The sequence below is a fragment of the Membranihabitans marinus genome, assembly GCF_019802045.1.
Classification (GTDB): Bacteria; Bacteroidota; Bacteroidia; order Chitinophagales; family Saprospiraceae; genus Membranihabitans; species Membranihabitans marinus_A.
Genome location: NZ_JAHVHU010000001.1, coordinates 79,534 through 105,250 on the forward strand (window position 1 = coordinate 79,534; position 25,717 = coordinate 105,250).

Annotated in this window: 21 protein-coding genes; 10 read left to right on the forward strand and 11 right to left on the reverse strand. The window is 44.4% G+C overall.

All coding sequences use genetic code 11. The features are described from left to right. Positions 1-186: 186 nt before the first annotated feature. Complete coding sequence (gene priA, locus KUV50_RS00295) at positions 187-2,619, forward strand: primosomal protein N' (protein WP_222578074.1); 2,433 nt, start codon at positions 187-189, stop codon at positions 2,617-2,619. Between the two features lie 120 nt (positions 2,620-2,739). Here the strand turns inward: priA and fbp are convergent, their stop codons facing one another. Next, a complete protein-coding gene (gene fbp / locus KUV50_RS00300) occupies positions 2,740-3,738 on the reverse strand; it encodes a class 1 fructose-bisphosphatase (protein WP_222578075.1) in 999 nt (332 codons plus the stop codon). A gap of 187 nt (positions 3,739-3,925) precedes the next feature. On the opposite strand from fbp, the gene KUV50_RS00305 reads away from it, so the two are divergent. Beyond that, the gene (locus tag KUV50_RS00305) at positions 3,926-4,828 is read left to right on the forward strand and encodes an SMP-30/gluconolactonase/LRE family protein (RefSeq protein WP_222578076.1); all 903 of its coding nucleotides are present in this window, start codon (positions 3,926-3,928) and stop codon (positions 4,826-4,828) included. Positions 4,829-5,221: 393 nt separating this feature from the next. Here KUV50_RS00305 and KUV50_RS00310 read toward each other — a convergent pair whose 3' ends face one another. Together KUV50_RS00310 and KUV50_RS00315 are read right to left on the reverse strand one after the other, a co-directional pair. After that, entirely contained in the window at positions 5,222-5,710 is a 489-nt protein-coding gene (locus KUV50_RS00310) for a hypothetical protein (RefSeq protein ID WP_222578077.1), read from the reverse strand. 438 nt (positions 5,711-6,148) lie between these two features. Continuing rightward, entirely contained in the window at positions 6,149-7,558 is a 1,410-nt protein-coding gene (locus tag KUV50_RS00315) for a tetratricopeptide repeat protein (RefSeq protein WP_222578078.1), read from the reverse strand. Between the two features lie 1,594 nt (positions 7,559-9,152). Between KUV50_RS00315 and ltrA the strand changes: the two genes are divergently transcribed. Beyond that, positions 9,153-10,442 (forward strand): group II intron reverse transcriptase/maturase, encoded by a 1,290-nt coding sequence (ltrA, locus tag KUV50_RS00320; RefSeq protein ID WP_222578079.1) that lies wholly within the window; start codon positions 9,153-9,155, stop codon positions 10,440-10,442. Positions 10,443-10,800: 358 nt separating this feature from the next. Here the strand turns inward: ltrA and KUV50_RS00325 are convergent, their stop codons facing one another. Genes KUV50_RS00325 through KUV50_RS00335 form a run of 3 tightly spaced genes read right to left on the reverse strand, consistent with a single transcriptional unit; the run spans position 10,801 to position 12,224 of the window. Beyond that, a complete protein-coding gene (locus tag KUV50_RS00325) occupies positions 10,801-11,202 on the reverse strand; it encodes a hypothetical protein (protein WP_222578080.1) in 402 nt (133 codons plus the stop codon). 30 nt (positions 11,203-11,232) lie between these two features. After that, a complete protein-coding gene (locus tag KUV50_RS00330) occupies positions 11,233-11,676 on the reverse strand; it encodes a hypothetical protein (protein WP_222578081.1) in 444 nt (147 codons plus the stop codon). Further along, positions 11,673-12,224: an RNA polymerase sigma factor gene (locus tag KUV50_RS00335; protein ID WP_222578082.1), complete on the reverse strand. Its 552-nt coding sequence runs from the start codon at positions 12,222-12,224 to the stop codon at positions 11,673-11,675. The genes KUV50_RS00330 and KUV50_RS00335 overlap by 4 nt, the downstream gene beginning before the upstream one ends. A 167-nt stretch (positions 12,225-12,391) precedes the next feature. Between KUV50_RS00335 and KUV50_RS00340 the strand changes: the two genes are divergently transcribed. The 7 genes from KUV50_RS00340 (at position 12,392) to KUV50_RS00370 (ending at position 20,742) form a co-directional block, all read left to right on the forward strand. Further along, positions 12,392-12,958 carry a 1-acyl-sn-glycerol-3-phosphate acyltransferase gene (locus KUV50_RS00340; protein ID WP_222578083.1) on the forward strand — a complete coding sequence of 189 codons (567 nt, stop codon included), beginning with the start codon at positions 12,392-12,394 and terminating at the stop codon, positions 12,956-12,958. Between the two features lie 2 nt (positions 12,959-12,960). Beyond that, positions 12,961-15,057, forward strand: a complete 2,097-nt coding sequence (ligA, locus tag KUV50_RS00345; RefSeq protein WP_261394943.1) for an NAD-dependent DNA ligase LigA — start codon at positions 12,961-12,963, stop codon at positions 15,055-15,057. A gap of 121 nt (positions 15,058-15,178) precedes the next feature. Then, entirely contained in the window at positions 15,179-15,832 is a 654-nt protein-coding gene (locus KUV50_RS00350; protein WP_261394944.1) for a M15 family metallopeptidase, read from the forward strand. Between the two features lie 53 nt (positions 15,833-15,885). Beyond that, complete coding sequence (locus KUV50_RS00355) at positions 15,886-16,857, forward strand: AAA family ATPase (RefSeq protein WP_222578085.1); 972 nt, start codon at positions 15,886-15,888, stop codon at positions 16,855-16,857. An 80-nt stretch (positions 16,858-16,937) separates the two neighbouring features. Further along, a complete protein-coding gene (locus KUV50_RS00360) occupies positions 16,938-18,011 on the forward strand; it encodes a DUF4837 family protein (RefSeq protein WP_222578086.1) in 1,074 nt (357 codons plus the stop codon). Positions 18,012-18,303: 292 nt separating this feature from the next. Further along, positions 18,304-20,169, forward strand: a complete 1,866-nt coding sequence (locus KUV50_RS00365; protein WP_222578087.1) for a gliding motility-associated C-terminal domain-containing protein — start codon at positions 18,304-18,306, stop codon at positions 20,167-20,169. Positions 20,170-20,358: 189 nt separating this feature from the next. Continuing rightward, the gene (locus KUV50_RS00370; protein WP_222578088.1) at positions 20,359-20,742 is read left to right on the forward strand and encodes a GxxExxY protein; all 384 of its coding nucleotides are present in this window, start codon (positions 20,359-20,361) and stop codon (positions 20,740-20,742) included. 373 nt (positions 20,743-21,115) lie between these two features. On the opposite strand, the gene KUV50_RS00375 is transcribed toward KUV50_RS00370, so the two are convergent. From KUV50_RS00375 to KUV50_RS00395, 5 genes are all read right to left on the reverse strand, one after another. Beyond that, on the reverse strand, positions 21,116-21,679 hold the full coding sequence (locus KUV50_RS00375) for a D-glycero-alpha-D-manno-heptose-1,7-bisphosphate 7-phosphatase (protein ID WP_222578089.1): 564 nt from the start codon (positions 21,677-21,679) through the stop codon (positions 21,116-21,118). Beyond that, entirely contained in the window at positions 21,672-22,265 is a 594-nt protein-coding gene (locus tag KUV50_RS00380; protein WP_222578090.1) for an SIS domain-containing protein, read from the reverse strand. The genes KUV50_RS00375 and KUV50_RS00380 overlap by 8 nt, the downstream gene beginning before the upstream one ends. A gap of 33 nt (positions 22,266-22,298) precedes the next feature. Next, positions 22,299-23,360, reverse strand: coding sequence for a glycosyltransferase family 2 protein (locus KUV50_RS00385; RefSeq protein WP_222578091.1), 1,062 nt, complete (start codon positions 23,358-23,360; stop codon positions 22,299-22,301). Then, entirely contained in the window at positions 23,350-23,895 is a 546-nt protein-coding gene (locus tag KUV50_RS00390) for a DUF4199 domain-containing protein (RefSeq protein WP_222578092.1), read from the reverse strand. The genes KUV50_RS00385 and KUV50_RS00390 overlap by 11 nt, the downstream gene beginning before the upstream one ends. A 564-nt stretch (positions 23,896-24,459) precedes the next feature. Then, positions 24,460-25,716: a dihydroorotase gene (locus tag KUV50_RS00395; RefSeq protein WP_222578093.1), complete on the reverse strand. Its 1,257-nt coding sequence runs from the start codon at positions 25,714-25,716 to the stop codon at positions 24,460-24,462. Position 25,717 lies beyond the last annotated feature (1 nt).

Sequence of the window (25,717 nt, forward strand, 5' to 3'; positions counted from 1 at the left end):
TTTGTATCATTAACGAGAGAGACTTGCGTAGAGACTATACATTCAATTTTACTCTCTTTGTGTCCCTCCGTGACTTGTTGGTGCGTCTGTGTGAAAATATCTTTTAAGCTCCATTAGTTCAGGCAGTACTCTGTTCTTTTGGGACCAATTATTTTCAATAACTTAGCGGAATAGACAGAGATCACTATGAAAGCTGAAATTCTTTTGCCGTTGCCCGTTCCAGGGACCTACACTTACTTGATCCCACCGGATATGGAGGAAGAGGCGGTATTTGGTAAAAGAGTGGAAGTTCAGTTTGGTCGGAAAAAGCTTTACACCGGATTAATCGTGGGGATAGAATCTGGCACAGGCGACCAACTAAAAATGATCCGTGATATTCTCGATGATGAACCCGTCATTCGAGAGATTCATTACCGGTTTTGGAAATGGATGGCCGAATATTATTGTTCTTTTCTGGGGGACGTAATGAATGCGGCGCTTCCGGCTCCGCTAAAAATAGACAGTGAGACTGTATTGCAGCTTAATGTGGATCATGATTATGATGAGATGGACCTGGAGGATGATGCATTTCTCATCTCCGATGCCTTGTCCATCCAAAATGAATTGACCTGGGGAGATATTCAGGAAATCCTTCAAAAGAAAAGCATTAATAAAAATGTCAATGAGCTGATCGATGCGGGAATGGTTGATGTCAAGGAAAAAGCCCTTCGTAAAAACACGCATGAAACTGTAAAAACGTTGATGTGGGCAGCGGAATACCGGGATAATCAGAAAGCAGTGATGGAGCAAGTCAGCCGGTCCAAGAAGCAAACCAGAGCAGTCCTGGCTTTTACTACGCTTCGACGGGAAAAGAAACCGCCTATTTCTCGGTATGAAGTGATGACCAAATCGGATACCGACCATGCCACGATCCGCGCCTTGATAAAAAAAGGCATTCTACTGGAAACAAAAATCAAAAAAAATTTTCTTGGTGAGTTGATTTTTCGGAAAGGAATGCTGCCCCCGCTGGTAGATTTTCAAAAGAAAGCCCTGGCAGAGATGGAGCAAGCGTTTGAGTCCACACCCGTGGTTCTCTTGGAGGGAGTGACAGGAAGTGGGAAGACCAGGCTCTACCTGGAATGGATACGCCGGGTCAAAGAAGCAGGACAGCAAATCTTGTTTATGATTCCGGAGATCGCATTGACTACGCACATCATTCATAGATTGGAAGCTATTTTTGAATCGGATGTGATCGTTTATCACAGCCGGGTGTCTGAGAAAAGCCGGATGGAAGCTTATCACAGTGTACGATTCGGTGCGCCGTTGGTCATTGGTACCCGATCTGCCTTGTTGCTTCCTTTTCAAAATCTGGGATTGATAATAGTCGATGAAGAACATGACCGTTCCTATAAACAACTGAATCCTGCACCCCGCTATCATGGCCGGGACAGTGCCGTATACCTGGCACTTCTGTCTGACGCCCGGGTTATTCTCGGATCTGCAACGCCTTCCCTGGAATCGCTGGTAAATGTTCAGGAAGGAAAGTACGGTCATGTAATGATGAAGGAACGTTTTGGCTTAATGGAAATGCCCGAAATCCAGATTGTGGATATGCGACAGGTGCAGATGAGTGAAGAACAGGCAGAAATCGGTTTTTCTCCCCAATTATTACAAGCCATCCATCAGATGCTGGATGCGGGCCGGCAAGTCATGGTTTTTCAGAACAGACGGGGCTTTGCTCCGGTTTTTTTGTGTGATCATTGTGGACATGTGGTTCAGTGTGATTCGTGTGATGTAAGCATGACCTATCATAAATTTTCAGAAAAACTACAATGTCATTATTGCCGCAAGGAAAAACCAGTACCGAAGGAATGTCCTTCCTGTCATTTTTGGAGTATGAAAATGTATGGTATGGGAACTGAAAAGCTCGAGGAGCATCTTCAGTCTCTTTTGCCTGATGCCACCATCGACCGAATGGATTATGATACCGCTTCCGGCCGGAAACGGTTGGAACGGATCCTGACCCGGTTTTCTAATAATGAAACACAGATTCTGGTTGGCACTCAAATGATTGCGAAAGGCCTGGATTTTGAAAATGTGGGTCTCGTCGTGGTACCCCGGGCTGACCAATTGTTTTCTTTTCCTGATTTTCGTTCCGCTGAAAATGCGCTACAGATGCTTCGTCAGGTCAGTGGCCGGTCGGGTCGGAAAAAAGAAAAAGGTCAGGTCTTGATACAGACCTACAATCCGGATCATCCTGTCATACAGAGTTTGATGAGTGGAGATGACCGGGGGTTTTATCAGCAGGAATTAGAAGAGCGAAAGGTTTTTCGGTTTGCGCCTTATTACCGGATGGTGAAAGTGACTTTCCGAAATAAAAATCGCAAAAAGAACACGCAGGTTGCTTATGAACTGTATCATTATTTACAAGCCAGTTTTGGAGACCGGGTCAGCGTTCCTGTGGAACCCCTGGTGAGCTATATTAATCATTACTATCTGCTGGATGTGTTTGTCAAGCTTCACCGAAACCGGAAGGAAGGTACTTTTTTCAGAAAGCGGTTGAACCATTTCATCCGAGAGGTGAAAAGTCGGCCCGGATTTAGCAATTTTCGAATGATCGTGAATGTGGATCCAATTTAGTTTATAGTTCTTTGTACTTAGGATTTAGTCGAGTGATGCAAAAAAGCGTTCATAGGATGTTTAAATCTTGGTTTGGGAGTCAATGATAAATCTATCATTATTACAACTAAGCACTAAAAACTAAGTTCTTCCTAAAAATTCCTCCACCTTCTCCACCATGCGGGGACTTCCGCAAATAAATGGAATACGCTGGTGAAGTTCATCAGGCTGAATATCGAGGATTCGGCGTGATCCGTCGGTTGCTTTACCCTTCGCTTGTTCAGTGAGAAAAGCAATGGGGTTGGCTTCGTATTGGAGCCGGAGTTTACCCTGTTTGTATTTTGTGCTTTCCGGGTAGAGATAGATGCCACCCTGGATCAGATTACGGTGAAAATCAGAGACCAAAGAGCCGATATATCGGCTGGTATAAGGGCGATCACCTTCTTCTCTTTGGCAATACTTTATATAGTCCTTGATTCCGCGAGGAAAATCCCGGTAATATCCTTCGTTAACCGAATAGGTCGTTCCGGTCTCGGGAAAGGTCATGCCTGGATTGGATAAATAGAAAGTTCCAATAGCAGGATTCAAAGTAAATCCGTTCACTCCGTTTCCCATTGTGAGAACCATCATGGTAGAGGTCCCGTAAATAATATATCCGGCAGCTACTTGTTGGTTCCCGGGCTGCAAAAAGTCAGTTTTGTTGACGGGTGATCCGATCGGTGAAATACGCCGGTGGATGGAAAATATGGTCCCCACAGAAACACTGACATCGATATTGGAGGATCCGTCCAGCGGATCCATGGAGAGGATATAATTATTCTTGTTGCCACCATCCAGTCCGGTAACCGGAATGAAGTCTTCATCTTCTTCTGAAAGAATACCGCAAACAATGTCTCTGGAAACAAGGGCTTGTTTAAACGTTTCATTGGCAAACACATCCAGTTTCTTCTGATCTTCCCCCTGTACATTGGTGTCTCCGGCTTTGCCTAAAATGTCCACCAGTCCGGCGCGGTTGATTTCGTGATTGACAATTTTTGCCGCCAGTTTTATGGAGTTCAGTAATTGAGAGAATTCGCCCGTGGAGTAAGGGAATTGCTTTTCCCGTTCGATAATGAATTCGTCTAAAGTTAAAGTTTTCATGGTCTGAATTTATAATCGCTTGTTGTTCAAAGATAGTAAAAAATGCCTCGCGGTAATGGGACAATTCCGGACTTTGGTAGTAGGTCCCCTATTCTGGAAGTCTCATTTTTACACTTTTTAAGTCAATTAACTACGGAAGATTGGGAATGTAACGGGATCTTCTTATTTTGATCAAAAATGTAAGACTATGACAAATGCCAAATCCTTTTCATCTTTGACTGCTCAGAGCAAAGTCTCTTCACAGTGTGCACTGGGCGAAGGCCCGATATGGGATGATCAAAGGGAACAGATCTTTTGGGTGGATATTCTAGGCAATGCGGTTCATTGGTCAAACGAAGACGGAATGGATCATCAATCATTCCAGACACCGGATTATGTATCCAATATCTTTTTGACAAAAGAAGGAGATGATTTGATTTTATGCCTGCCGGACGCTTTCTACCTTTGGAATCCCGAATCAAAGAATCTCAAAAAATGGATAGAAATGCCCGATTATGATCCACATGTACGGACCAACGATGGATTTTGTGATATCCATGGCAACCTGTGGATCGGCACCATGGCCCTTAGTGAAAAACCCAAACTGGGAAAACTTTATCTATTGGATGCCGATCAAAACTGGCACACCATGCTGGATGAAACGTCCATATCCAACGGAATTCGGTGCAGTTCTGATGGAACGACGTACTACTATATTGATACTCCCACGCAGTTGATCAGGGAATTTCGGTTTGATTCAGATACCATCACCTGGGAATTTGTTCGGAATGTCATAGAAATTCCCGTGGAAGAAGGACACCCCGATGGTATGTCGATGGATGCAGAGGGCCGACTTTGGGTGTCGCTCTGGAATGGATATGGTGTGGTCTGTGTCGATCCCGAAAAAGGGGAAGTCGTCGATCGGGTCGAGGTGGCCGCACCGCAGGTATCCGCTAATATTTTTGGTGGGAAAAATCAAGATCGATTGTTTATCACCACAGCCCGGAAGGAACTTTCTGAAAGTAAATTGGATGTCTATCCCTTGACCGGTGATTTATTTTACGTTCCGATGAATGTGACCGGAAGCGAAACCTACCGGCGGGACGTGTAGAAGGTTTAGAAGTTGAGAAGAATTATATCTCTTGATTGTACCATAATAATACCGGAGGGAATAAAGGTCATAGTACCACCGGGAAAGCGGGGAACCGCCGGGGTTGAAAGACCCTGGATAGGTGTATGGCATCATTTGAGTCTCTTGGGTACGGCACTCTGATCACAAAGAATTGGCAAAACTACGGTATCTGTTGAATCTGTTTTCTCTTGGTTTGTGGACTTAGATGGTTGAGTTGTTGCGAAAGTGTCTGGTTTTTTTAATACCTCGGTAGTGACATGCTCACATCATTTGGGCATATCCAGTGTAAAAGATGCCCAAACCTCAAACGGAGTACCCCACCGTGGCATAAAGTAACCGATAAGAGAGTACCATGGTACGATGATAAGATTATCAATGATGAAATGCCTGAAATGAATAACCGATCTTGGTCAGGGTGTCGATCAATGGCCCTAAATGATCGTAAAACTTGTCTTTACGTCGGGGGTCGGTGCCCAGATGTACAAGAATAATTGCTCCGTTTAATGTATGTTTTTTTTCATAGTTCATCAGGTCTTCGAAGACCGTTTTTGAAGAAGTGTAACGATTTCCCATTTCGGGCCAGGTATAATCCCGGGCTGTGCCGATACCCGGTGTAAGATTGATCAAAGTCAGGTCCATATCCGCTGTCCAGCGAACAATGTCGTGGTTGTACCATTCGTAAGGTGGGAGAAATACGGTGGCTTCCGACTGCTGGATGCCTTGCGCTTGCATGGAGTGGTAATTCGCCCGAAGATCATGGGTGAACGCATCCCGGTCTACCAATGTGGAATCCCGTTGAGACCAGTCTGCATACAATAAATGCTTATCAGAATGGGCTCCCAAATAATGATCTCCGTTCATTAATGACTCAATAAAAGACTTATTTTCTGGGTTTCGGTAGAAGTCTCCCGTGAAAAAAAAAAGAAGCCGGGACATTTTTATCGGACAGGGTATGCAGCACTTTTAACCGACCCTCATTGTGATCATGCCCGGAAAATATCAGGTAGATATTTGGCTTAGTAGTGTCCATCCGCACCACCGCGCCATAAGAGTCCGTGATTACAGAGGACCGGTTTGTTCGAGAAGGTTGATTGAAGGAAGAATGGCAACCAGCTAATAATAGAAGGACTGTCAGGATAAGAGCCGATACTATAAAGTTAAGATCTTTGATTTATAAGAAGGTTTATGAAGTTTAGACGGTTGAGATGGTTTAGAATAGCTTTGGGCTACCAATGTACATCATGAATAAATTCCTTCATTAACCATTAACCATTAACCATTAACCATTAACCATTATTCTCATCCGCTTTGGGGCGCAAAAAACCTGAGCAACGATTGGATGTTGTGGTCCAAGTCTATACCATGCAGGATCTGATGAAAAGTTTCCTGGCCATCATACCGTTCTACCAGAGCCTCCTCCAGTGTATACATGGCTTCTTCGATGCGATCGGACTTGACCAGTAAAGCTGCTTTGCAATACATGAGTTCCGTATCCATGGTATTGTCAATGCCTTCATTCAGTACATTGAATGCTTCTTCATGCTCTCCAATGGAGTATAAGAAAAGACCATGTTTTTTCCAAATGTAGGTTTGTTCCGGACCGACTTCTTCAGCCTTTTGATAGTAATAATGAGATTTGGTGAATTCACCCAGTCGGCAATAAGCTGACCCCATGGCCGCATAATATTCTTCGCGGAGATTTTCAAGTCGAAGAGCCTTTTGATATTGGTGGATGGCACTGAGGTATTCCTCTTTTTCGTAATGGCACCGACCGATCAAATAATAAACTTCGTCGTTGTACGGGTCGAGTCGTTTAGCTTTTTTGAAAATGCGCCGGGCTTTGTCAAAATTGTTCAATTTTAGATGGCAATGCGCAATAAGTATCATAAGCTCTGCGTCCGGCCCTGTGAGTTCGTACCATTCTTTGTAGCATTCCAGTGCTTCTGCGTACCGTCCCAGTTCAAACAGTAAATCACCCCGATCCTGATACCCCAACTCAAAATCTGGCTCAATGAGATATGCGTATTCATAAGCATTCAGAGCCTTTTCGTAATCTCCGACGCAGGAATAAGCCTGACCAAGATTGTACCACGCCAGGTAAGAATAAGGTTCTTCATTGATGATTTTATTGTGTAGCACAATGGATTCATCAAATGCGTTGATCATTTCAGCAGCGACCCATATCTTGCGAAGAGATTTTTCATTAACGGGATAACACAGCAAAGAGAATCGCAGTGACTCAAACATCTCTTCGTAGTCCTCCAGCGCCTCATGAACGAGTCCTTCCAGAAAATAAATTTGGCTGAATTCTTCATTGTCGGCTCCGTTCTTGAGCGTCTCGAGGATGGTCATGGCTTCATTGATTTCTTTCTGCGCGATCAGTATGCGTACTTTAAGCAACTGAACCTCAAAATCAAAAGGTGCAATCAACAACGCACCTTCCACACCATTTAGTGCATGATCCAATTCACGCAACTGATAATAAAGCTCGATTTGCTGAACTCGGAAATTGAGATTGTAAGGGTATTGTCTGACGGCTTCACGAGCTACTTTACCTGCATTCGCATATTCATGCTCATCCACATAATAATCCATCAATTTCTGAAGTTGATGTTCTTCCAGGTAGATATCGATCCCGGATTGAATCATTTCTTCGAATTGACGGACAAGCTGGAAGATGTCAAAATTGTTATTAGGTTCACATTCCATGTCAATAGGGGGATTATTAAACTTGTCGATTGTAAATATACAGAAATTACATCCACAATAAATAATATTCACGGATACTTTTTCAGTCTTCCGTTGGTATTACTTTTAATTCTAATAACATTATAAAGTATTGATAATCAAAAATATACATGATGGCTTGTTTAGTTATTAAATTTAAGTGTATTATATAATGGTTTATAAATAATTCATGAATGAATGTGCAAGAAGGTCATATCAAAACTGTTAAATTTTCTGGAAGTTGCAGAAAAATGAGTTGCTATCCCTGATTTTTAAAAACCACTGGTTTTCAGACGGTTTTAAAATATAAATATATAGCGACGCGTAGCGGTTAAAAACGGATTGAGTTTTGTTGTTCAGACATGGATGTTTGGAAAATACAGAGGACGATGGGCTATCTTGATTAAGCATCCACGCATTTCGAATGACACCATTTTACCCCGGAAAATTCATGGCTTTTGATTTACCTACCTGGCGTTGATTATTCTTTTTATAGCAGTTAGACAGGTGCAGATATGAGTGAATGCAGTCTCGGCTCACCCGAGACCTAAGGAAGTCAATCTAGCTCTGATGAAGGAACCGAAACATCCCTGTTTCGGGCGAGCAAGCATGAATTGCATTTAAAAAACTATAGACATATAGCTTCAGGAATAGTATTCTATTTCAAGGAATTATTAACATGACCGAATTCACGGCTGAGCCGAGACAGAAAGTTCAGTATGACTGAGCAAAATCTCGCCAAGGGCGAGATCGAATGTTGGTATATACAACATTCCCCGCCTTGGCTGTGGGAGGGCTCTGTCCCGAGGATAATGTATGAATCAAAAGTCAAACGTCGTCCAAATTTGGGCGATGGAATATGCCCAATTTTGGAAATTATGCAATTAATGCGCTGCATATGATGCATCATACTAGATTGACGTGGGGAATAAAGCGGGCTATTGCGCCGTGCAAGTCCATGAGGTGAGGACTTTCACTCAGCGTATTAAAATGAGTGAGAACGAAACACCTCTTCGTATCTCTGCAGGTAACCAATCCTGTCTGATAAGGGTTAGCCCCCCATCAGAAGCGAGTCTTGCATAGTAAGTAGAGATGCTTGCATGAAGCGTAGACAGCGACTGCAAAAGGTGAGGAATTAGTCTCGCAAGATTATATAAAACCGGAGCTTTAGGCATTAGCCCACCTGGAGCTATATGGTGCAATCGAAATGGCGAGATTGTTACTGTCCGGTCGGGATCTTGGACCTGATCAAATGCAGAATAGGGATACATGGGAACACGGGAGAGCCTCCCGTCTCCACACGAGTAAGGAATGGGCATCCTAACGGAATGGTCCAGGAGCTGACGGTATTCAATGTCACCGTCAGTTACGTTAAGGAAGAAGACATTGACGTAGTGGTATCTGAGCCGAGGGAAACCGAAGGCAAGGAAATGGACGAAGGCAGTCTTAGCTACCTCATAGTACTGCATAAAGCCGGGAAATCAGTCCCATGAAAGCCGGTGAATAGGGAAGGAGTGTAGCCTTGAATCGGGACTGTGTAAAGGAAACATTAACTAAACCAGATTTGGTAAAAAGAATGTCAACAGAATTAACACAGATAGCAGAAAGAGCAAGGAAGCATCAGGGGCAGGCCCTGACGAACCTACATCAGTTCATTGATGCCAGGACGCTCGAAGATAGTTTACTCAGACTCAACCGGGTCAGTAGTCCTGGAGTTGATCAACAAGATTGGGCAAGCTATAACGAGGAGCGTTCGATGCGGATACCTGAGCTGCTGAGTAGATTCAAAAGTGGTACATATAAGGCACCCCCGATACGCAGGGTGTACATTCCGAAGGGGAAAGGAGGCCAGCGTCCGCTGGGTATACCTACCATTGAGGACAAGGTACTACAAGAGAGTGTGCGACGGATACTTGAGCCTATATATGAGGTGGACTTCAAGCCATTTTCATTTGGTTTCAGGAAAGGGTATTCTGCACATCAGGCAGTGGAATACATGTTTAACAAAGTAAGTTTTGAAGGGATGCACTATATAATAGATGCGGATATTAAGAACTATTTTGGGAGCATTAACCATGGCCAGCTTCGGGAATTTCTTGATCTACGGGTGAAAGATGGAGTGGTACGTAAGATGATAGATAAATGGCTGAAGGCAGGAATACTGGAAGAAGGACAGCTTAGCTATCCGAAAGAAGGTACGCCCCAAGGAGGAGTAATATCTCCATTGCTGAGCAATATCTACCTTCATTACGTACTGGATGCGTGGTTTTCAGAAGAGATACAGCCACGACTGAAAGGGAGAAGCTTTATCGTACGATATGCCGATGATTTTGTGCTGGGATTTGAAGAAGCGGGAGATGTATCCCGAGTGATGCGGGTTCTACCGAAGCGATTCAAGAAATTCAATCTTGAATTGCACCCTACCAAAACTCAGATAATTAATCTAGACAACAACCGAGGTGAAGGACAGAGATCATTTGACTTTCTTGGATTCACGCATTATCTTGGTAAGAGCCGTAAAGGCTACCTGGTATTGAAGCGTAAGACGAGTAAGACTAAGTTCACCCTGTCCCTTTCAAAGATTAGAGACTGGATTAGGCAAAATCGACACAGGCCGCTAAAAGAATTGATCGTACTACTGAACTCTAAGCTACGAGGTCACTATAGCTATTATGGGATCACGTTCAATAGTCGATGTATCGGCAAGTTCCACAAGGAAGTTGAGCGCACCCTGTTTAAGTGGCTCAACCGGCGAGGCGGGAAACGATCATGGCCTTGGGAAAGGTACGAGAAGCTGGTCAATGAATGGATACCATTACTACGACCTAGAATCTACCACTCTTTTCTTCCAGCGAATCCGAGTTAAGAGGAACCGTATGCGGGAAAGCTGCTCGTACGGATCTGTGAGGGAGCGGGGAGGTAACGAACCGCTCTACTCGGAAATGTAGATAAGCAGACCTACAGCGCAGGTCGAAGAATATAAGCACCGGTTATTGTCAAAATACCGACCTCAGAGCGGTCGTAATGTATACGTAGACATGACGACTCCTCCGAAATCCAAGAATATGCAAATCATGTGCTAACATAGTTATGAACCGCTCTGCGGTCTAGTGAATCATGCTCCAATAGAGCTTTTATTTGCACTTATTAGGTGCATGTCGGGAGGGAAGGCCTAGATACTACCTAAACATTCCAGTGGTGCACTAGTGGACCGATCACACGCGTTACCGCTTGCGCATGTTCTTATACCGCTCAAGTATGGTTAGTCTAAATTCACGCTCACCCTGTTCCATGAGATACAGCTTTTTATACGATAGAATCTGAGCTGCCTCCTTGTAAAACTCTCGTTTTAAGTCAATCTCTTTGGCATTGCTCTCGAGTGCATTAAACAGGATCTCTTTTGCTTGGTCATCGGAGGGGTTCTTAACCTGAGATCTTTTTTGACTTCGAATTTCCTGCTGTGCTTTCTCATATTCATTGTAGAGGGGCCAAAACTTCTCTGCTTCGGACACGCTGAGTTCCATTTTTTCGGTGAGATAGGCTACTTTGTGCGCCTTGATTTTTTCAAACCTTTGATTTTGTGCCGATGTTGTCAGCCATCCCGTCAGAAGGAGAAGAATAGTCATAGTGAGTGGTTTTAACATGATATTTATATTTTATTGAAGGTATAAGAGGTCATCGAAATCATCCAGGTTTTCCTGAATGTAGGATTGGTAATTCCCCGTTTCGATCGGTACGTCGGGGGAGGATAATTCCCTAACAAAGGACTGAGTCAGCATTTCGAGGTCAAAGTCCATAATATTCGATTGAATATAGTGTTCCAGGTCTGTCTCGCTGATCGTTGTCTGAGTAGAACCGGAGTGATCTGTCGAATACCACCATGCCACCGAAACCACGAGGGCTATGGTTGCTGCGATGCTCCAGATATAATGTGAACGGAAGGATCGTTTTTTCTGTGCAGAATGAATATATTTTCCGTTGGAATCAAAAAATTGTCCTTCCAGTTGATTGAAGTAATTCGGAGGGATGTCAAATATCCGTTCTGATTTGATGTCGGTCATTTTATTTGGTATTGGATCCATGGGTTTTTCCTGGTTCATTCGGAAATAGAATTTTGTTTTACGAAATCTTTGATTTTAGCAACCGCATGATGATACGAGGCTTTTAATGCACCTTCGGTCAACTGCAACATGGAGGCTATTTCTCCATATTTAAACTCTTCAAAATACTTTAGCTCAAACACTTGTTTTTGACGCTCCGGCAGACTCGCTACTGCGCGGAGCAGCAGTTGGTGAATTTTTTCCCCTTTAAAATAGGGGTCAGCAAAAAGGGTGTGGGGTATGATTTCCTCGGCGCGGACAGCAGCTTGTCGCTTATTTTTCTTGATCAACTGGAGGGATTCATTGTGTGCGATCCGGTACATCCAGCTTCTCAAACTGGATTCACCACGAAATTTGGATATGCTTTTATAGACTTTCATAAAAGTGTTTTGTAGAACATCATCAGTATTTTCATGCGTAATAACAATTTTTCGAATATAACCATAGAGCTCCCGATGGTATCGGTCAAAAATGATTTTGAAGCCGGTGTCCCTGGAATCAGGATGACGTATTAATCGTAAAAGCTCCTGGTCGTTGATTTCTTCCACATGTGTTGTATTAGATGAAAATAAATGATTACTTCATTATTTCCCCGGTAACTATAGCGTAGATGTCCGGAATCGGAAAAGGTTTAATCGGCAGTTCCACTATTTTGGTGCTATGCTTTGCCTTAAGTTTTATAAATTTGGACATAAAATATATATAAATCACCGCTATGCATATAAAACAGGTCATCGCAAAAAAAATCTTGGCACTATTTGGCTGGGAAGTGACCGGTGATGCACCCTGTACTGAAAAAGGGCTGTTTGTCGTGGCTCCTCATACCCACTGGCAAGATTTTCCGCTGGGGCTGCTGGTTCGTCAATACCTGGGACTGAATGTACGATTTATCGCTAAAAAATCACTTTTTTCCGGGGTAAAAGGCCGTGTTTTCCGTTTACTGGGTGGGTATCCGGTGGATCGCAGCCGCAGCCAGGGATATGTACAGTCTGTGGCCGCTATCTTTGATCAACACGAACGGTTTTATATAGCCATTGCACCGGAAGGTACACGAAGAAAAGTAGAGCGACTGAAAACTGGTTTTTATTATATAGCGCTGGAAGCACAAGTACCCATGTATCTGACAGCTTTTGATTACAGTAAGAAAAAGGTGCACATCACCGGACCAGTATGGCCTGATCCTTCGAATGAGAATCAGTTTGATGATATCAGTGCACATTTTAGTGGGGTTCAGGGACGTGTTCCTGCCTATAGTTTTACCAAAATAAACGAAAAAGAATGACCATGCCCGAAAAACATCCTTACCGAGAGAAGACTCGGTACTTTCTGGATCTGGAGAATGCTTCCGGTTTAACTCATAAGGAGTATGATGACTTGTTGGATGTGCTCCGATATCATGAACGAAAGTATTATGTCGATAATGACCCCCAATTGGCTGATTCGGAATATGATCAGTTGTTTAAAAAAGCAGAGGAGGCGGAGGCCTTGCATCCCGAATGGCTGACGGCGATGAGTCCCACACAACGGGTCGGTTCTGATCGGCCGGATGGTCAGAATACAATTCAGCACCTTAGTCCGATGTTATCCTTGGCCAATTCTTATAATGAAGCAGATCTAATGGATTTTGATAAGTCGGTGCGAAAACTCCTCGGAGACAAGGAGAATATAGAATATACGGTCGAGCCAAAGTTTGATGGTGGAAGCATTGTTGTGGTTTATGAGAATAACAAGTTGATTACTGCAGCAACACGGGGTGACGGGTACATTGGGGAGGATATCACGGGGAATATCCGGACGTTGCGCACGGTTCCTTTATCGGCAGACTTTGGTGCATCAGGTCTGGATCGCGTCGAACTGCGCGGAGAAGCATTGATTCCAAAAGATCGGTTTGAGGAAATTAATGCCCGTCGTGAAGAGGCTGGAGAAGATCTTTTCGCAAATCCACGAAATGCAGCCACGGGTGGCCTCCGCATGAAAGATCCCGCCGATACAGCAAAACGGGGAATCGAGGCTTTTTTTTATCAAATCGCACACATGGAAGGTAGTCCGGTGGACGAGGAGGTGACTAATAGTCATTTTGCCCGCATTCGATTGTTGAAGGAATTGGGGTTTAAAGTTCCCGTGGATGGCATTAAAAAGTGTCAAACCATAGAAGAAGTAGCACGTTTTTGTGAAGAATGGGAAGCACAGCGGGAGGCGTACGGTTATGAAATCGATGGGATGGTTGTCAAAGTGGATCGTCTGGATTATCAGGAGCAGCTCGGTAGTACCAGTCACCATCCGCGGTGGGCGATGGCTTACAAATTCAAAGCAAAACAAGCGACCAGTACGCTTGAGGAAGTCCAGTATCAAGTGGGTAAGATCGGAACGATCACACCTGTCGCAAAAATTACGCCGACCCAACTTGCCGGAGTGACAATATCTTCGGTTTCCCTGCACAACGAAGATTTTATAAAGAGTAAAGATATTCGTCTGGGTGATCAGGTTCTTCTGGAGCGTGCCGGTGATGTGATTCCGTATATTGTGAAATCATTTTCTGAGTTGAGGAATGGATCGGAAAAGGTGATTCAGTTTCCGGAAAATTGCCCGATCTGTGATACCGCATTAGTGCGGGAAGAAGAGGAGGCTGCCTGGCGATGTCCCAACATCAACTGCAAAGCACAGGTGCTTCAGCGCATCATTTATCATGTGTCCAAAGGGGCGATGGATATTGACGGGTTTGGCAAAGCACTGGTGGAGACATTCTACGAAAAGGGATGGCTGCGTAATATTAGTGACGTGTACAATCTGGATTATGATCAAATCCGGAATTTGGAAGGGTTTGGAGAGAAATCGGTTCAGAATCTTAGGAAAAGCATCGAAGCGGCCAAGAACAATTCATTGACCCGCATCATCACCAGTCTGAGTATACATCACGTGGGAAAGAAGGTGTCATCCATTATTGCTGCTGAAATAAGTTCATTATTTGAACTGCAAGAATGGACACAAGAGGATTTCATAGCCATCAAAGACATCGGCCCCGTAGTGGCAAAAAATATCCATGAATTCTTTTCTGTGCCTGAAAATGTCAAGATTCTTCGACGAATGGAAGAATTGGGCGTTGATATGAGTCAGAAAGATTCGGATAAACCACTGGATATCGCTGAAGACGCTCCCTTGACTGGAAAAACTATTCTTTTTACGGGTAGTTTACAATCTATGACCCGGGCGGAGGCCAAGAAAATGGCCGAGAAAAATGGCGGTAAAACGATTTCTGCGGTGAGCGGTAACCTGGATATTTTGGTGGTGGGGGCAAATGCAGGTTCCAAATTGAAAAAAGCAAAGGAAATGGGGACGGTCGATATATTGACGGAGGATGCATTCAGGGAATTGGTGGGGTAAACAAGTGGATCACTGACGACGGACGGTGATTGTAGTATATGATTGGGTAGAAGTCTGCGATAGCCCGTGGGTACCACCATAACGCTTAGTGTTTCAATGACAGGATGATAAAACGTGATTTATGAATTTTTCAAAGTGTGGGTTTGTATTGGTGTTTAGCTTTCTATATGCATGGGGAGCCGGCACCGCACTATTTGCCCAGCAATACCTGGAAGAAGCGGGTGATGGAGGGGTCCGACTGGTAGATGTGATGACGCTGGATTCCACTTTTTTACTCGATATCCGATATGCGACCACCAATAATTTCACGGGCGAACAGATGTATGACTGCGGGAAGTGTTACTTGCGGGAGCCGGTCGCTGAATTGCTGATTGAGGCTCACAAAGAGTTTAAAAAAGCAGGATACCGGATTAAACTGTTTGATTGTTACCGGCCCCGGCCCATTCAGTATAAGCTGTGGGAATCTGTTCCGGATCCGCGGTATGTAGCCCGTCCGTGGAAGGGTTCGGTGCACAATCGGGGTGGGGCGGTGGATCTTACTTTGGTGGATTCGACAGGCAAAGAACTGGAAATGGGTACCCCTTATGACTTTTTTGGTGAGCGAGCGCATCAGGATTTTAAGGATCTGCCGGCAGATATTCTTCAGCATAGATCACTGCTCACGGAAACCCTGCGCAAGTATCATTTCTCGCCCATTCGCACGGAATGGTGGCATTTTGATTACAACAAAAATAAATTGTATCCATTATCTGATTTGGTCTGGGATTGCAATTGAATCCTTGTATATTCGTTCTTTCCACCAGGGCTATTAAAAAACAACATAAATTTATGCAAGAAGTAAAACAATCATCTGGAAAAGAAGCGGTCGATGAACTATCCAGAAAATACACTTTACTCCGAAAAGAAATAGGAAAAATCATTGTCGGACAGGATAAAGTGGTCGAGACTGTGATTATTTCGTTATTTAGCAATGGGCACAGTTTGCTCGTAGGCGTGCCCGGACTAGCTAAAACCTTGTTGGTGAGTACCATTTCCGATGTGCTGGATCTGGATTTTAAACGGATTCAGTTTACACCGGACTTAATGCCTTCGGATATTACTGGGTCAGAAATATTAGGTGACAATCGCCAGTTCCAGTTTAACCAGGGGCCAATATTTTCCAATATTGTGTTGGCTGATGAGATTAACCGGACTCCGCCCAAGACGCAGGCTGCATTGCTGGAGGCCATGCAGGAGCGATCGGTCACGGTAGCTGGTGAAAACTTTCCATTGCCACAGCCCTTTTTTGTACTGGCCACCCAAAACCCTATTGAGCAGGAAGGAACCTATCCCTTGCCTGAAGCTCAGCTGGATCGATTTATGTTTAATATACCTTTGCAATATCCCAGCTATGAGGAGGAACTGCAGGTAGTGAAAGCGACCACCGGAACCCATGCCATGGACTTGGATCAGATTTTAAATGGCAAAGAAATTCAATTTTTTCAAAAATTGATCCGTCAAATACCTCTGGCAGATAATGTGCTGGAATATGCCGTTCGATTGGTTCATAAGACACGGCCGGAAGGCGAGCAAAGTCCGGATGTCGTCAAGGAGTATATCCAATGGGGGGCAGGTCCCCGGGCGTCGCAGTATTTGGTGTTGGGTGCAAAATGTCATGCGGCTATCCATGGAAAATACTCTCCCGATATCGAGGACGTACAGGCCATTGCGGATTACGTGTTGCGACATCGGATCGTAAAGAATTACAAGGCCGAAGCAGAAGGTCTGTCCGAAGAAGATATTATTCGGCAATTGTTGTAAATGCTCAGAGCAAGTAGATTTTCTGGGACATACACCAAAATGCTTCATTTGGGCATCTTAGAGGATGAAAGTTGAATTTTATGTGTATACCTAATGCTCCGTATTTATTTCCACTTTACTTTGTGATTTTCGTCTCTTCTATCCTGGTGGGATGTGGTGACAGTAGTGAGTATCGAGGAGATATCAAGCCATCCTCGATGGGTAAAATATATCAGGTGAACACGTTAGTCTCCCCCGAAGTGTTTAATTCTGATGTGATCGATACCTTTGATTACCGCTATGGCCGGGCCTATCCCATACTTCCTCAGCCAGAACCCTATTTTGAATTGCGTTATTATGAAGCCAGGGATCTGGATGAGCAACCGCTTCTAAGAAACTTGAAATGTTTTCTTGTATTGGCCGATATGAGTATCGATGATGAGCTCACCCGTATGGTTCGCAGAGATTTCCGGGAATCCATTGATTTTAAAGATCCCGGGGTCAAGATCGGTCAGGATAAATGGGCCAGAGACCAATTGATTATATACATTTATGCCCCGGATCAGGCATCTCTGATCAAAGAAATCAACCGGAGTTATCTGACTATTTCAAATCGGATTGAGCAGTTTTATCAGGGTATGATTCAATCGACGGTCTATGTTCAGGGCCAAAATAAGATGATTCAGGACACCTTGAAGCAAAAGTTTCAAATTGACATGAAAATTCCGGCAGATTACACGACAGCCCTTGTGGCGGATTCACTAATCTGGTTGCGGCAGGAAGTACCGGAAATCAGCCGCTCTATCATGGTTGCCCGGTTTCCATACAAGAGTCAGGATCAGTTCTCTAAGGAAGGAATCATACAGATGCGGAACAGGATGGGTGAATATATTTCTTCCACGGTATCGGGTACTTATATGCGGGTTAATGCGACCGATTTGCCCATGTTTACAGAATCCACAGAGATCAACGGACAATATGCGGTAAAAGCAGATGGGATCTGGGAAATCGTCGGGGATTTCCTGGGAGGTTCTTTTGTATCCTATCTTCTGCTGGATGAAGAACAACAGGAAGTTGTTTTTATAGACGGGTTTGTCTATTCACCGGAGAAAAAGAAAAAGCTGTCCATGGTTTATTTGGATTATATTCTCAGGCAGACGAAGCTAAGTGAGTAGATGCTGAGGGGTAGATCGCTCCGCTTTTAGGAACCATAGGCGTCAAACTCCTACCAGTTTTTAGTGCGGGTGGGAAACGGTGGAAGCGATCTGGTGATGGGAAGCTTAGAGGGGCTTGCAGCTGACCTTCCTAAGACTGTGCACGCACCCGCCTGAGGAAGGATTTTTCAGTTTTTCTTCCTGCAGGTTCATTGATACTTTTTTAACGGGATTTACACACATCCCCACCTGGCACCGTATCATCTTTTTGGACATGACGGAAATAATGCCAAATTTTGAATTACCTTGAAATATGAGCTGGAAGTGGTATTATTACATTAGTTGGTTTCCATTCATCTTGTTCACTTTTGCAATGGATGCACAAGTCACCTGCACCGGGACTTTCGGCGAGAATATATTCAGTGCGGGAGATTTTGGCAGTGGATATGAAAACATCGTCCCCAATGCCACAGGCATTGCGCCGGGATACATCTATACCACCCAGACTCCACCCAGCGATGGTTATTATACCATCACGAACAACATGGCCCGGTGGGAAAGAAACTACGGATCGTGGATTAATATCGGAGATAACAGCGATGATCCACAGGGGTATATGATGGTGGTCAATGCATCGTATCAACCCGGTATATTTTATGAACAGACTATTGATAGTTTATGCCCCAATACGACTTTTGAATTTTCCGCAGATATTATTAATGTGGTACGACGGGAGGTGGGAGGACATTCCTTGCCGGATCTTGACTTCATGATTGACGATTCGGTCAGATATTCTACCGGGAAAATACCCCAGGATGAACAATGGCACAAACATGGGTTTGTCTTTGCCTTGGAACCCGGTCAGATAAGCATTAAGTTAAGTCTGGTCAATAAAGCACCCGGCGGTACAGGAAATGATCTGGCCCTGGATAACATTACTTTTCGACCTTGTGGCCCTGATCCGGATCCTGATTTGGCGGCAGAAGTGTATTTTTGTGAAGACAATAGCGCACAAGCGACTGCTATCTCAACCAATATAGACACCAGTCAGTTCTACATTCAGTGGCAGACAACCCAGACCCCGGGTGAGGATTGGCAAAACACCGGAGGGCAAAATCAGACCACAATTGAGCAGGACGTGTCCATCCCTGGAACGTATTATTATCGGTATCAGGTCACGAACTCTGCTGAGAACCTAAATAATCCGCACTGCATTTCTCATTCGGAGGTGGTTCGGGCGGAGGTTCTTCCATTGCAATACGAAATTTGGGATACCATCTGTGTTGGAAATGAACGGTCATTTGATGGGGATCAGCTGACAGATCCAGGCAGTTACACGGCTTCATTCTTTTCTTCACACGGATGTGACTCCATCGTCACACTGCATCTCGAGGTGGTCGAAAAGGTGCCGGTGGCTTTTGATCTTCTGGTGGGTCATCCGTTGTGTCATAATTCTGAAGATGGGCAATTAGAAATTTTGAATACATCAGGCGGGTACGGCCCTTACGAGTATATCGTTGAATCAGATACCAACCGAACGGGTCGATTTTCGAATCTGTCCTCCGGAATCAAGCAGATCGGAATTCGGGATCATTTTGGTTGTGTATTCAACACGGAGGAACGACTAATCAACCCACCACTTTTTGATTTACATCCTTTTCGCGATACCCAGCTGGTACTTGGTCAACCACTCACGATCGATATCTCAGCGACGGAAGAAATTCATTCTGTGATTGCAATTCCCGATATCCTGGAAGATTGTACGGACTGCAGCAGGGTTACATTTATTCCGATCAGATCTGCAGAGGTGGTCATTGAAGCACTGAATCGGAATGGATGCCGCAGTAGCGAAACTTTTTTTATAGAGGTGGAAGATGACAATCTGCCCATCGCTTTTCCCAATGCTTTTTCACCCAATGGTGATGGTGTGAATGATGACTTTCGGATTATCGCACCGCCTCATCTTGTCCATCGGATCAGATCCGCCCGGATTCTGGATCGATGGGGAAACGTGGTGCACACTCCAGCTGATGCATTGGAGCCTGGTAGCCTGGTTTTATGGAAGGGGAACAGTGGTTCTGTATTTGCTGAACCGGGAATTTATGCTTTTGTCTGTGAATTGGAGCTGATCAATGGGGAAGTCAGGCTGTTCTCGGGGGAGGTGACGGTGGTAAGATAATTTTTCAGAACAGGATTTGTAAGATTTTAGGATGTGTCAGGATGGTTCTTCGAACAGGATTTTTAAGATTTTAAGATACTCAGGATTGTAGTTCGGTGTGTGGATAATGAATCGTGTGCATCGTGTAAATCCAGTCATCGTGTTCAAGACAAATGGAGTCGTTTTCAGAAAATTAATATAAAATAAAAGATGAAAAATGAAAAAATCGACGAATTAACCCACAAGATTATTGGATGTGCGATGGAGGTTCACAATCACTTAGGTAATGGTTTTCAAGAAGTTGTTTACCAAAGAGCTTTGGCTATCGAATTCAGATTACAGGGGCTGTCATTTGCCAGGGAATTGGAAATGGACCTAACTTACAAAGGAGAAAATGTTGGAACCAGACGAGTTGACTTTCTGGTAGAAGAAAAAGCAATGGTCGAAATTAAAGCTATTGAGAAATTAGAAGGGGTGCATAAAGCGCAGGCTATTAATTATTGTGAAGCCTACGAGATAGCCGATGGATTGTTAATTAATTTTGGGGGAAGTAGCCTTCAATTTAATCGAGTTTACAATAAGAAGCTAAAGTAGGATAAGGATTGATGTCAGAACAGGATTGGTAAGATTTCGGGATATGTCAGGATGGTAGTTTTGGGTGCGAATACGGAATCGTGAGTATCTTGTACATCCAGTCATCGTGTTCCAGGCGAGTCAGAAGAGGATTTATATGATTTTAGGATGTGACAGGATGGTGGTTTTGTATGGGAATCCTGAATCGTGAGTATCTTGTACATCCGGTCATCGTGTTCCAGGCACGAGTCAGAACAGGATTTGTAAGATTTTAGGATATGTCAGGATGGTTCTTCGAACAGGATTGTTAAGATTTTAAGATACTCAGGATTGTGGTTCTGTGTGTGGATAATGTATCGTGTGCATCTTGTAAATCCAGTCATCGTGTTCAAGATTACCTCCGTTCAGAAAGTAGTTCCTCCAACTCCACCAGATCTTTCAACACATAGTCCGGCTGCCATCTTCCTTCCGGATCGGGGTATCCCAGTTGCTCACCCACCAGAATCGTTTTCATGCCCAGGTTCTGGCCAAAACCTACATCTGCTATGGTATCACCCACCATGATGGACTTTTCAAAAATGATATCGTGAAAATCCTCCCGGGCCTGGTAGCCCATCACGGGCGACGGTTTGCGACAATTTCCGGACTGCAAGGCCAGGTCGCCGCAATAATAGATTCCGTCGATGCAACCGCCTTTCTTGATGATTTTATCCATCATGTGATTATGAACATCGTCGAGTTGTTGGGAAGTCATTAATCCCCGTCCGATGCCTTGTTGGTTGGTCACTATAATCAGGTGTAGAAATATTTTGGACAAGCTGGACAAGCTGTCAAGCACGCCAGGTAAAAATTCAAAATCGTCCGGCGTGCTGACATAAGCATCTGGTATGCGCCGGTTGATCACACCATCGCGGTCGAGGAACAAGGTCCATTCGGGTGTAATGGTTAGCTTATTCATCGGGAAACATCTCGGCTTCAACCAGTTCACAAATGAGGTGCCCGGCCAGGATATGTCCTTCCTGGATACGCGCCGTGTCATAGGACGGGATCCTTATTTCAATGTCACAGTATTCGGCCAGTGCTCCTCCGTCACCGCCAGTCAGTCCGACCACATTGATGTTCATTTCCCGGGCCTTTTTAGCCGCTTCAATAATGTTTTCTGATTGGCCGGAGGTTGAAATGGCAATGAGGACATCTCCTTCGGATCCCATGGCACCCAGCATGCGGGCATACACGTGAGCATAACTGTAATCATTGGCGACAGCAGTCATAAATGAGGTGTTCACGTGAAGCGCTTCTGCGAAAAGGGGTGGTCGGTCCTTGCGGAATCGTCCGGATAATTCAGCGGATAGATGTTGTGCGTCAGCTGCACTTCCGCCATTCCCACAAAACAAAACCTTCCCGCCCTTTTTATAATCTAAAATGATCAGGGATACGGTCTGGCCGATGGCCTCCAATAGTTCATCCGACTGGAGCATCTGTTCTTTGACGAGGATCGAAGCACGGATATTATCCGAAATAAAGCGAAAATGATCAATGGCCATACTGTACGATTTAATAAAATGATTCAGTGCAATTTAATTGCCTGAGAATCGCGAGTTTTTTATTTTGGTGGATTGACTTTTATTTTGGTCTAAAATCCGCGTGTCGCTTTTTTCGAATCCGGCTATCTCATCCAGTTGGTAGGCATTTCGTTCGGTGGCATTGCGGGTAATGAGTTCACCCAGAAATCCGGCAAGAAAAAGCTGAGAACCGATAATAATACTGACCAGGGAAATATAGAAATATGGATTGGAGGTCACCAATGGAGCTGAAATACCTTTATTCAGAAGGATGAGTTTGTTAATACCCAAATATAAGGCGGCCAGGAGTCCGATAAAAAATATAATGGAACCCAGTAGTCCGAAAAAGTGCATCGGTCGTTTGCCAAATTTGCCCATAAAAAATATGGAGACCAGATCCAAAAATCCATTCACAAACCGGGATACGCCAAATTTACTGGTGCCGTACTTTCGCGGCTGATGCTGTACGACCTTTTCACCGATTTTCATGAATCCAGCCCACTTGACAATGATGGGAATGTATCGATGCATCTCTCCATAGACTTCGATGGAATGGACGACCTTATGACGGTATGCTTTCAGCCCACAATTGAAGTCATGAAGTGGAATTTTAGACATCTTCCGGGCGACCCAATTAAATAGCTTGGAAGGCAGGTTTTTAGTCCACTTGTTGTCGTATCGTTTCTTTTTCCAACCCGAGACGACGTCGTAGCCCTCCCGTACGATCATATCATACATCTCCGGAATTTCTTCGGGACTGTCTTGTAAGTCTGCATCCATGGTGACGATCACTTCGCCTTTGGTGATATTGAAACCGGTATTCAGAGCTGCTGACTTGCCGTAGTTCCGACGGAATTTGATTCCACGGATTTTCGGACTTTCGTGGGTCAGCCGGGTAATGATGTCCCAGGAGTCATCTGTGCTGCCATCATCGATAAACACGATTTCATACCGAAGATTGTGTTGATTCATCGTTCTTCGAATCCAGGCTTCCAGTTCGGGCAGTGATTCGGCTTCGTTCAGCAGCGGCACCACGATCGATACATCGTAAGGGAATTCTGTTGGATTACTGTTCATCGGAGTCAGCTTCTGTGAAAGATGGCTTGGATCGCGTCCGGTAGATGGCAGCCAGTATCAGTGCCACCAATCCACCTGGAAGAATAAGCGAGAATAAATAGCCGGTAAAACTTTGTCCCAGCGTCGGGCGAAAAGTGTTCTCCCGGGTGGTTTCGATCATTAGTTCCCGTTGATCTGCCGTAAGGATGTTATCAAAAACGCCGTTATCAAATATTTCGAGTGCCTTTTCCCGGGCGATATCACCCAATTCCGGGTCAATAAAATTGTATAGAAAATAATTGAATATCATATAGATGCCATTCCCGACCATAAATGGAATAAATGCTTCCTTGAACGCATCCGAAAAAGCGAGATGATTGTAGTCTTTTTTGGCTTCTCTGGCTGAAAGAAACATGGCCACGATCAGTAACAACGTTGGAAAGTAGCTCATGGCAAAATGCACCATCATGTGATTGTCGATGATGTCCACGACAAACATAATGACCACGATAGCACCCCCAGCTATCAAACCCAGATTTACCGATTTTTTTTCCATGCCATATGGTCTTTCATTGTTTAATAAATACGGGCTGGAATCCTTTCAGCCAAACGTACGGTGCGAAGTTAAATTCAGACTCCAAAAATAGGACTTCGGATTCATTTATTTCAATATTCACTCCAAAATACCAAAAATCAAACAGGATCGTGTGTGGATGGCCATCCCCGGGGTTCCAATCGGGGCCATCTGTTTGGATTTGTCAGATAACCCCAAAACACTCAGCCAAGATTCTCAACAACTCAACTATACCCATAAACAATGGCACATCCCCGTCCGATTAAGTCACCCAACCGCTCAACCAAGGGTAATTGTAAATGGTGGATTGAATTCTGCTTTAAAACCACAGCTTGTTTTTCTCAACGCTCTATCAAGCCAACCGTAGAAATGTTCTAGACCGTACCTGACACGGAAGGGTGGTGGGGGAACCATTTATTCTACCCATGGATCGTCCCTACCGGGACGAAATTGATCATTCGGCTAAACCATCCAAGCCCACAAGCTTCCTGATCCCAGGATAAGACGGATTGAAAACCCCAATTAAAAATTAAAAATTCTATGATTTCAATACAATTCATAATTCTCCCGATAAAACACCCCTTTCACTGCCCCTTCCCACGGCTGGTCCAGCAAGGAACTGTTTTTTCCTTTTGATGGGAAGTCTCTGGTGGTGAACGTAGTTGTTTTGTCTGGATCAATCCAGACAAAATCAATATCAGAATCTTCTTCGGGAACCACCTGGTCTAATCCCATGACTGATCGAGGATTTATAGAGAGCCAGGTAATTAACTGGTCAATGCCAGCTTGCTTTTTTAAAAGATCATGCAATACCGGAAAAACGAGTGGCAGAGTGGATGCTCCAAAATGAGCCTGCGCAAATTCTATTTTTTTGTATTCCTCCTCGATGGGAAGGTGTCCTGAAACAATACAATCTACCACTCCGTTGATGAGTGATCGAATAAGAGCTTGACGGTCCTTTTCTTCCCGAAGTGGCGGAAGCACGAGGTAATTGGTGTCAAAATTGCCAACATGTTTCACCGTACGGATCAGGTTCAAAAAAGACACTGAGGCATGCAAATCAGACCGCTTTTTTCGTGCGTTTTTTAGAATGTCGGTGCTTTCTTCCGTTGATATCTGATGCACCAACAAGCGGGATTCTGTGTAGTCCAACAGGTCAATATCCCGTTTAAGCATGACCGTTTCCGCTATTTCAGGAATTCCCTTGAGACCCATTTCGGTGCTGATCCGACCTTCGTGGATCAACCCATCTGGTTCGATGGTGTGCTCATAGGGTGTATTAATCACCAGTCCGTTAAAGGTTTTTACATATTGGAGACTTCGCTTCATGAGACCTACATCGTGGATAGGGTGGAGACCATCAGTAAAGGATCGAACACCTGCCCGGTTCATGTCATAGATTTCTGCCAGGTCTACCCCTTTGATTCCTTTGGAAATAGCTCCCAGAGGGTGGATGTCGATGAGGCCCGATTCTTCTTTGAGGTATTGAACTGTCGAACGATTGTCCGTGACAGGATTAAGATTGGGAAGAACATACACGTGGGTGTATCCTCCGCGTGCTGCGGCACGACTCAGCGTTCGCAAGGTTTCTTGCTGTTCATAGCCCGGTTCTCCCGAAAATGCTCCGATGTCCACCAGTCCGGGAGCGAGGACCCCGCCTTCCAGAACTTTGGTCCTTGCTGGTTGCTCCAGATTGGTGCCGATGGCACCGATTTTATTGTAGTCAAGAAAAAGGTCGCGTTTCTGATCATGAAGTGGATGTCCCGGAAAACACAATTGGACATTTTTGAATAAAATACGCATG

Excerpts from the sequence above, each read along its gene's own strand:
- priA (WP_222578074.1), top strand. The coding sequence starts at position 187 with ATGAAAGCTGAAATTCTTTTGCCGTTGCCCGTTCCAGGGACCTACACT.
- fbp (WP_222578075.1), bottom strand. The coding sequence starts at position 3,738 with ATGAAAACTTTAACTTTAGACGAATTCATTATCGAACGGGAAAAGCAA.
- KUV50_RS00305 (WP_222578076.1), top strand. The coding sequence starts at position 3,926 with ATGACAAATGCCAAATCCTTTTCATCTTTGACTGCTCAGAGCAAAGTC.
- KUV50_RS00310 (WP_222578077.1), bottom strand. The coding sequence starts at position 5,710 with ATGAACGGAGATCATTATTTGGGAGCCCATTCTGATAAGCATTTATTG.
- KUV50_RS00315 (WP_222578078.1), bottom strand. The coding sequence starts at position 7,558 with ATGGAATGTGAACCTAATAACAATTTTGACATCTTCCAGCTTGTCCGT.
- ltrA (WP_222578079.1), top strand. The coding sequence starts at position 9,153 with ATGTCAACAGAATTAACACAGATAGCAGAAAGAGCAAGGAAGCATCAG.
- KUV50_RS00325 (WP_222578080.1), bottom strand. The coding sequence starts at position 11,202 with ATGACTATTCTTCTCCTTCTGACGGGATGGCTGACAACATCGGCACAA.
- KUV50_RS00330 (WP_222578081.1), bottom strand. The coding sequence starts at position 11,676 with ATGAACCAGGAAAAACCCATGGATCCAATACCAAATAAAATGACCGAC.
- KUV50_RS00340 (WP_222578083.1), top strand. The coding sequence starts at position 12,392 with ATGCATATAAAACAGGTCATCGCAAAAAAAATCTTGGCACTATTTGGC.
- ligA (WP_261394943.1), top strand. The coding sequence starts at position 12,961 with ATGCCCGAAAAACATCCTTACCGAGAGAAGACTCGGTACTTTCTGGAT.
- KUV50_RS00350 (WP_261394944.1), top strand. The coding sequence starts at position 15,179 with ATGAATTTTTCAAAGTGTGGGTTTGTATTGGTGTTTAGCTTTCTATAT.
- KUV50_RS00355 (WP_222578085.1), top strand. The coding sequence starts at position 15,886 with ATGCAAGAAGTAAAACAATCATCTGGAAAAGAAGCGGTCGATGAACTA.
- KUV50_RS00360 (WP_222578086.1), top strand. The coding sequence starts at position 16,938 with ATGTGTATACCTAATGCTCCGTATTTATTTCCACTTTACTTTGTGATT.
- KUV50_RS00365 (WP_222578087.1), top strand. The coding sequence starts at position 18,304 with ATGAGCTGGAAGTGGTATTATTACATTAGTTGGTTTCCATTCATCTTG.
- KUV50_RS00370 (WP_222578088.1), top strand. The coding sequence starts at position 20,359 with ATGAAAAATGAAAAAATCGACGAATTAACCCACAAGATTATTGGATGT.
- KUV50_RS00375 (WP_222578089.1), bottom strand. The coding sequence starts at position 21,679 with ATGAATAAGCTAACCATTACACCCGAATGGACCTTGTTCCTCGACCGC.
- KUV50_RS00380 (WP_222578090.1), bottom strand. The coding sequence starts at position 22,265 with ATGGCCATTGATCATTTTCGCTTTATTTCGGATAATATCCGTGCTTCG.
- KUV50_RS00385 (WP_222578091.1), bottom strand. The coding sequence starts at position 23,360 with ATGAACAGTAATCCAACAGAATTCCCTTACGATGTATCGATCGTGGTG.
- KUV50_RS00390 (WP_222578092.1), bottom strand. The coding sequence starts at position 23,895 with ATGGAAAAAAAATCGGTAAATCTGGGTTTGATAGCTGGGGGTGCTATC.
- KUV50_RS00395 (WP_222578093.1), bottom strand. The coding sequence starts at position 25,716 with ATGCGTATTTTATTCAAAAATGTCCAATTGTGTTTTCCGGGACATCCA.